This is a genomic window from Neorhizobium sp. NPDC001467, assembly GCF_050275975.1.
Classification (GTDB): Bacteria; Pseudomonadota; Alphaproteobacteria; order Rhizobiales; family Rhizobiaceae; genus Neorhizobium.
Genome location: NZ_JBNNPS010000014.1, coordinates 70,173 through 77,264, shown reverse-complemented (window position 1 = coordinate 77,264; position 7,092 = coordinate 70,173). Strand labels below are relative to the sequence as shown.

Sequence of the window (7,092 nt, the reverse complement as noted above, 5' to 3'; positions counted from 1 at the left end):
ATCGCGACTGATGCCTTCGATATAGCCTGACATTGCCACCTCCGATCGACGAAGATGATTCTACATCAGGATTGCGTTTTTACACAGCCTCGGCCCGAAGCGGTCAACTCCGGCATTAGAACCAGTGCCTCCTCATTTGGACAAGGAATTCCTCGGAGGTAACCGGAAGAGCGGAAGCATCCCCCAGGACGGCATCGATCCCGCATCTGGGGCAAAGCGCCGTTGTCCCAGTGTCAATCCATTCCTCAATCTCGATCGGTTCGAACACCGCGCAACAATGAAAGCAACCGCACCATTCGCTTGTTTCGATTTCTAGCCGATGATCGGCGGAGTAGGTGTGCGCCTGAACTAGCGTTTCGCTCATCCGCTATCATTGCCACAGGCCGGAAAAACCGTCCAATGACCGCTCCTGGCGCAAAGCGGAAGACAGCAAGTGCCGCCATCTCATTCCGCCACCACCCCATCCTTCTTCAACGGGCGAAAACTCATCCGGTGCAGCCCGCACGGCCCATGCGCCTCGATCGCACCTCTATGCTGCGCCGTGCCATATCCGGCGTGTCCCTCGAACCCATAGGCAGGCCAGACGAACCCGGCCCGAACCATCATGCGGTCGCGCGTCACCTTGGCGACGATCGAGGCGGCGGCGATCGAGACGGAGCGGGCGTCGCCCTTGATAACGGCGCGGCCCTGGCAGGTCATGCCCGGCGGCACGTCGCGGCCGTCGGCAAGCACGAGAGCAGGGCGGGTGCACAGGCCCGCAACCGCCCGGCACATCGCATTGAGACTGGCGCGCAGAATGTTGCGCTCGTCGATCAGGCGCGGGCTCGACGAGGCGATCGAGACTTCCGCCGTCGCGATGATCTGGTCGAACAGGGTTTCGCGCTGTTTCAGCGTCAGCTTCTTGGAATCGTTCAGCCCGTCCGGAATATGGTCCGGATCGAGAATGACGGCAGCCGCCACGACGGGTCCCGCCAGCGGACCGCGGCCGGCCTCGTCGGTTCCGGCAATCGGCCATAGGCCGGAAAGGCGCGCAGCATCCTCCAGGCTGAAATCGGGCTTCAGCGGCAGGTCTTCGAACAGTTTGGGAGAATCGGGCGGCGTGCTTCTTTTCATGGCGGCGAAAATCGCACGCCGACCCGATCTCCTGCAAGCCCCGGCAAAACGGCGGCAACGTTACCTCGCCAAGGGGAAGGCGGGTCCGGGGCGCTCCGACAGGACCGCGGCGGCAGGTCCTGTCGAAATTCTCATCTTCTCTGCTGGCGCCTACAGCAGCGACAGCTGCACGCCCCCTCCATCGGGGCGAACGAACAGGTCGTCGCGCAGCGACAGGCCGCGACGGGCAAGTCCCAGCCGCTTGGTCGCCATCTCGAACCGGCGACCGATCTGCCAGGCATAGGGACCGGCGCCCTTCATCCGCTTGGTGAAATCGGCGTCGTAATCCTTGCCGCCGCGCATCGAGCGCACGAGGTTCATCACGTGGCGGTAGCGGTCCGGGTAATGCTGCAAAAGCCAGTCGCGAAACAGCGGGCTTACCTCCAGCGGCAGGCGCAGCAGAACGTAGCTCGCCTCGCGCGCGCCGGCCGCATGGCCCGCCTCCAGCACCCGTTCGATCTCGTGGTCGTTGAGTGCGGGAATGACCGGCGACATCAACACGCCCGTCGGAACGCCGGCCTCGGTCAGCGTTCTGATCACCTCCAGCCGGCGAGACGGCGTGGCCGCCCGCGGCTCCATCGCGCGCGCCAGCTTGCGGTCGAGCGTCGTCACCGAAATGCCGACCTTGGCGAGACCCCTTGCCGCCATCTCCGAGAGAATGTCGATGTCGCGGGTGATCAGCGATCCCTTGGTGACGATCATCACCGGATGTCCCGCCTTCTGCAGCACTTCGAGGATCTGCCGCATGATGCGCCATTCCTTCTCGATCGGCTGGTAGGGATCGGTATTGGTGCCGATCGCAATCGGCCGGACCTTGTAGTCCGGGCGGCTGAGCTCACGCTCGAGCAGCCGCGGCGCATCCGGCTTGGCAAACAGTTTGGCCTCGAAATCCAGTCCCGGCGACAGGCCCATATAGCTGTGGGTGGGGCGGGCAAAACAGTAGATGCAGCCATGCTCGCAGCCGCGATAGGGATTGATCGAACGGTCGAAGCCGATATCGGGACTGTCGTTGCGGGTAATCGCGGTGCGCGGCTTTTCAACCTGCACCTCCGTGCGAAAGGGCTCCAGTTCCTCCAGCGACTGCCAGCCGTCGTCGAAACTCTCGCGGCGCTGTTCCTCGAAACGGCCGCTCGGATTGATGCCCGCACCCCGCCCACGCCGGCGGTCGATCTCGATCCTCAGACCGGAAGCGTTCACCAGGGCATTGGCAATATCCGCCGTGTGGCCAGGTGCAAGCGCACCCTGCCTCAAGTTAGACAGCTCGTTCATCGGAATCTCCCGCAGTCGGCAATAGGCCACCGCAATGTCCAGATTGGTAACCGTAAAATGAGAACATTGCAAGAACAAAAATGCGAGATCGCGCGAGTGGTCTTTCCGGCCGCGATGCGCTAACTGTCATCCATGCTTACCGTGCTGATGGAATGCCGCGATCAGGAAATGCAACTGGCGCAGACCCTGTCTGTGCTCGTTTCGGGCGCCGTGGAAGGGTTGATCAGCGATGTCGTGGTGCTCGATCACGGCTCGCGGGATGCCTCCGCGCGGGTGGCGGATGCGGCCGGCTGCCGTTTTCATCAGGAGTGGGATATCGTCGATATCCTGGGCTCGGTGCGCGGCGAATGGCTGCTGCTATTGGAGCCGGGGGCGCGGCCGCAGCCGGGCTGGATCGACGAGCTTGGCGAACATCTGGCGATGGACCGGCAGGTGGCGAAATTCTCGCCGTCGCGCCATCATCTGCCGTCCTTCCTCAAGCGTCTCAGCCGCCGCGTGCCGCCGCTGGAATACGGGTTCGTGATGCCGAAGACAAAGGCGATGGCGGTTGCCCAACGCGGCATGCGGCTGGCGCAGCTCGTACAGCGGCAAAAAACCGTCCTTTTGGTCAGCGAAATGGTTCCGGCCTGGGCAACGCGGGGATAGCGGTGGTGACCGCCGGCTGCGCCCCCTGTCTGACACCCTTGGTGGGCCGAGAAACACCGTCGGCACAAAGGAAACCGGCGCAAAGAGGGTGGGGGGAGCGCGGCTCGGCGAGAGGCGGCGAGCATGCTTGCGCGGACCCGTCGCGTATCTGCCCGTCTGTTCCGCTTGGATTTACTTCCTACCGATCTTGAAGGGCAGACGGCTGACTCTACCACCCGTCCATCCCGTCGGCGCGCTCAGGCCTTGCCCGCGCCGCGCTTCAGATGCTCGTCCAGGCGCGGCAGGATTTCGATGAAATTGCAGGGCATGTGGCGATAGTCCAGCTGCGGTTTCAGGATCCCGTCCCAGGCATCCTTGCAGGCGCCGGGAGAGCCGGGCAGCACGAAGATATAGGTGGCATCGGCAACGCCGGCAGTGGCGCGCGACTGGATCGTCGATGTGCCGATCTTGTCGTAGGAAATCCGGTGGAAGACAGCGGAAAACCCGTCCATGCGCTTTTCGAACAGCGGCTCGATCGCTTCCGGGGTCACGTCGCGGCCGGTAAAGCCGGTGCCGCCGGTGGTGATGACGACGTCGATGGCCTCGTCCTGCGTCCACGCCTTCACCTGGGAAGCGATCGCCTGCCTGTCGTCGGGCACGATGGCGCGGGCTTTGAGCGCATGGCCGGCCTCCTCGATGCGGGCGACAAGCGTATCGCCGGACCGGTCGTCGCTCAGCGTGCGCGTGTCGGAGACGGTGAGAACCGCAATGCCGACGGGAATGAAGGGGCGGCTTTCGTCGATCCGGTTCATGCGGCATGTCTCCTTCGGGAATGGTGGCGTCGAAAGGTCAGGCTGAGATGGTGCGTGTGGCGCAGAAATACCAGTCCGGCTGTGCGGCGGCGAGCGCGTCGGCCGCCGCCCGCGCCGCTTCCAACGTTTCGAAAATGCCGAAACAGGTGGCCCCGGAACCCGACATGCGCGATAGAAGCGCGCCATGATCGGTCAGCATGTGCCGCAGCCGCGCAATCTGTGGCACAAGCGCGGTCGCTGCCGGCTCGAGATCGTTGCGCAGGCCGGCCAGACAATCGATCCAGTCGGCAAGCCGGTCGGAGGCGGGCAGCGGGCCGACAGGCGGATTGTCACGCTTTTGCAGCGCCCTGAAGATCGCCGGCGTCGCAACGCCGATCAGGGGATTGCCCAGCACCAGCGCCATGGCCGGCAGGTGCGGCAGCGGCACCATGTCCTCGCCGATGCCGCGCGCGCAAAGCGGCGTTCCGGCCAGGCACATCGGCACATCGGCGCCGAGCGACAGGGCCAGCGCCTCGGTTTCGACGGACGCTGGTTGCGCGCCCCACAGGGGCATCAAGCCGGCAAGCGCGGCCGCGGCATCCGCCGAGCCCCCACCGATACCGGATGCGACCGGAAGATTTTTTTCAAGATGAATGGCCACCGGACCGACGCCGGGGGCGCCAGCGGCCAGAAGCCGCGCGCGCAGGCCGTCGCGGGCCTTCAGCACCAGATTGTCGGCATCAGCGCCCAGCGCTTGCGCAAAACGCCCGGAGACCGAAAACCGGTCCTCTTCCGCAGCAGCGATCTCCAGCCGGTCGCCGGCCTCGCAGAAGGTGACCACGCTGTCGAGCAGATGGTAGCCATCGTCACGCCGACCGGTCACATGCAGGGCAAGATTGATCTTGGCGCGCGCCACCTTGACGATCGTCGCGCCCGGCAGGTCCTGCGATCCGGATCCCGGCGGAACGGGCGACGCCTGAAGCATTGCGGTCATGCGTCGCCTGCCGGGTCAGTTGCCAGTGCCAGTGCCAGCGCCACCGCCCGGCGCTGCAACGGGCAGGTCGAGAACCTGGCCCGGAAAGATCCGGTTCGGATTGCGGCGCAGCGAAGGATTGGCGCGGATCAGGTCCATCACGCGGTCGCCATCGCCCAGCGCGTCATTGGCGATCTTCCACAGCGTATCGCCGGCATTGACCGTGTAATTGGTGGCCTTGGGCGCGTTTTGGGTCGCGGTGGCGGGCTCGGCCGGGGTTGCAGCGTCAGGGGCGCCAGGCGCGTCGGTGCCGGGCGTCTGCGTGGATGCGGGCGCTTCGGTCGTTGCCGGTGTCTCGGGTGCGGCTGACTGGGGCGCGGGTGTTTCGGGCGCGGGTGCAGCCGGTGTCGGGTTTGCCGAAGCGGCCGGGGCAACAGGCGTCGCCTGAGCGGTTTCCATGTTGTCGGTTTCCGTCGGCGTCACGGTCGTTTCGGCGCGCTTTACCGGCTCTGCCGGCGGCAGGCCGTTTTCGATCTTTTCCTTGATCTTCGGAATTTCAGCCTCTTCCGGCTCCATGCTCAGCGCGCGCTTCCACTGGTAACCCGCTTCCAGCTTGCGGCCCACGCGCCAATAGGCATCGCCCAGATGGTCGTTGATGGCGGCATCGCCGGCGCGCAGCTGCACGGCGCGCTCCAGCTCCGTTACTGCCTCGTCGAACTGGCCGAGCCGGTAATGCGCCCAGCCGAGCGAATCGACGATGTAGCCGTCATCTGGCCGTGCATCCACGGCCTTCTTGATCATCGCCATGCCCTCGTCGAGATTACGGTTCATGTCGACGAAGGAATAGCCGAGATAATTCAGCACCTGCGGCTGTTCCGGATTGAGTTCCAGCGACTTGCGGAAGGCAGGCTCCGCCTTGTCCCACTGTTTCAGGCGCTCATAGGCAATGCCCTGCTGGAAGAAGATCGTCCAGTCGGCCGGGCGCGTAATCGGCCCGATCACCTCGACCGCCTTGTCGTAATTTTCAGCCATCGCCTGGTAGTCCTTGGCGTCGGACAGCACGCTGCCATAGGCGAGATAGCTGCGCAGGTCGGCCGGGTCGGAGGCGATCAGGTTTTTCAGGTGCTCGCGCGCCTTGTCCACGTCGCCGGTCTGGGCAAGCGTCAGGCCAAGCTGCAGCTCGGAAATGCGGCGCATCGGCGAATCGGCCGGCACCTTTTCATAAAGCGCGATCGCCTGCTGCGGCTGTTCCAGCTTCTCGGCAATGCCGCCGAGCAGGATCAGCGTGTCGGCGCTCTTCGGGTCCAGCGCATGCGACATGTGCAGATAGAGCGAAACCATTTCCTCCGCGCCCTGGCGGTTCAGCGCGCCGCCGACGGAAAACAGCACGGCGGCTGCCCCTTCGGTTGCGGTCGTCACCTGCTGGGCGGGCTTTTCGCCGGCTTCGATGCTCTGGCGCAGTGCCTTCAGCGGCGCATAATTGCTGATCAGCCGGTCACCCACGGCAATGGCGTCGAGCGCCTTTTGGCGGTTGCCCTGTGCCGCTTCCAGCCGCGCCAGCGCCATGACCGAACGCATGAACGTGTCGGGCGTCGTCGCCACGCCGTCATCATTGGTGATCGCCGCCGTCAGGCTCGAGCGGGCGGTGTTGATGTCGCCGGAGACCAGCGCCATGGCGCCCGTATGGTAATCGGTAAACACCTTGAACCAGGCCGGGCCCTTCATGCCGCGCACCAGCGACAGGGCTTCCTTGCCCTTGCCCGCGCCGACCCGTGCCCAGGCCGCCAGAAGCGTATGGGTGATGCGGTCGAGATCGTTGGCGCCCTTGTAGGTCAGCAGCTTCTCGGCCTCGGCGTATTTCTTGCCACGGATGGCATCCAGCCCGCGAACGATGGTGGTGATCCGCTCCACTGCCTCGTCGGCCTTGAGGTCCTGGGCGATCGGCAGCGCGCCGTCGAAATCGCCGCTCATCAGCAGCGACAGCATCAGCCGCTCGCGGATTTCCGTATTGGCAGGTTCCAGCGCCAGCGCCTTGCGGTAGAGCGTGATGGCATTGGCATAATCGTGATCGACATCGGCCGTGCGCGCGGCAAGGAAGGCGCCGGAAAAGGTGTTCACCTTGCCCGCATCGAAACTTTGTGCCTCTTCCGTCGCCGGCTTTTCCGCATCGGCGGCGGCCAGGGCCTGGCCACCCAGCACAAGGGCTGCGGCAAAGGCCGCGCCGGAAAGCAGACGAAGGGCGAATTGCTGCCGCATAAAGGTGCCTTTCATGAAAAGCGCAGG

General features: G+C 64.8%; 5 protein-coding genes and 1 pseudogene. 1 reads left to right on the top strand and 5 read right to left on the bottom strand.

The window, feature by feature from the left end:
- Nucleotides 1-444 precede the first annotated feature (444 nt).
- Together ACQKKX_RS19920 and ACQKKX_RS19915 are read right to left on the bottom strand one after the other, a co-directional pair.
- A complete protein-coding gene (locus ACQKKX_RS19920; RefSeq protein WP_427573216.1) occupies nucleotides 445-1,113 on the bottom strand; it encodes a ribonuclease HII in 669 nt (222 codons plus the stop codon).
- 150 nt (nucleotides 1,114-1,263) lie between these two features.
- Nucleotides 1,264-2,421, bottom strand: a complete 1,158-nt coding sequence (locus ACQKKX_RS19915) for a PA0069 family radical SAM protein (protein ID WP_427573214.1) — start codon at nucleotides 2,419-2,421, stop codon at nucleotides 1,264-1,266.
- A 132-nt stretch (nucleotides 2,422-2,553) separates the two neighbouring features.
- On the opposite strand from ACQKKX_RS19915, the gene ACQKKX_RS19910 reads away from it, so the two are divergent.
- Nucleotides 2,554-3,066: a glycosyl transferase gene (locus ACQKKX_RS19910; RefSeq protein WP_427573212.1), complete on the top strand. Its 513-nt coding sequence runs from the start codon at nucleotides 2,554-2,556 to the stop codon at nucleotides 3,064-3,066.
- 236 nt (nucleotides 3,067-3,302) lie between these two features.
- Here the strand turns inward: ACQKKX_RS19910 and moaB are convergent, their stop codons facing one another.
- From moaB to ACQKKX_RS19895, 3 genes and pseudogenes are all read right to left on the bottom strand, one after another.
- Nucleotides 3,303-3,857, bottom strand: coding sequence for a molybdenum cofactor biosynthesis protein B (moaB, locus tag ACQKKX_RS19905; protein ID WP_427573211.1), 555 nt, complete (start codon nucleotides 3,855-3,857; stop codon nucleotides 3,303-3,305).
- 37 nt (nucleotides 3,858-3,894) lie between these two features.
- Nucleotides 3,895-4,821 carry a 4-(cytidine 5'-diphospho)-2-C-methyl-D-erythritol kinase gene (locus tag ACQKKX_RS19900; protein WP_427573223.1) on the bottom strand — a complete coding sequence of 309 codons (927 nt, stop codon included), beginning with the start codon at nucleotides 4,819-4,821 and terminating at the stop codon, nucleotides 3,895-3,897.
- Nucleotides 4,822-5,283: 462 nt separating this feature from the next.
- Nucleotides 5,284-7,065 (bottom strand): annotated as a pseudogene (locus ACQKKX_RS19895) (tetratricopeptide repeat protein); the annotation flags it as partial.
- Between the last annotated feature and the right edge of the window lie 27 nt (nucleotides 7,066-7,092).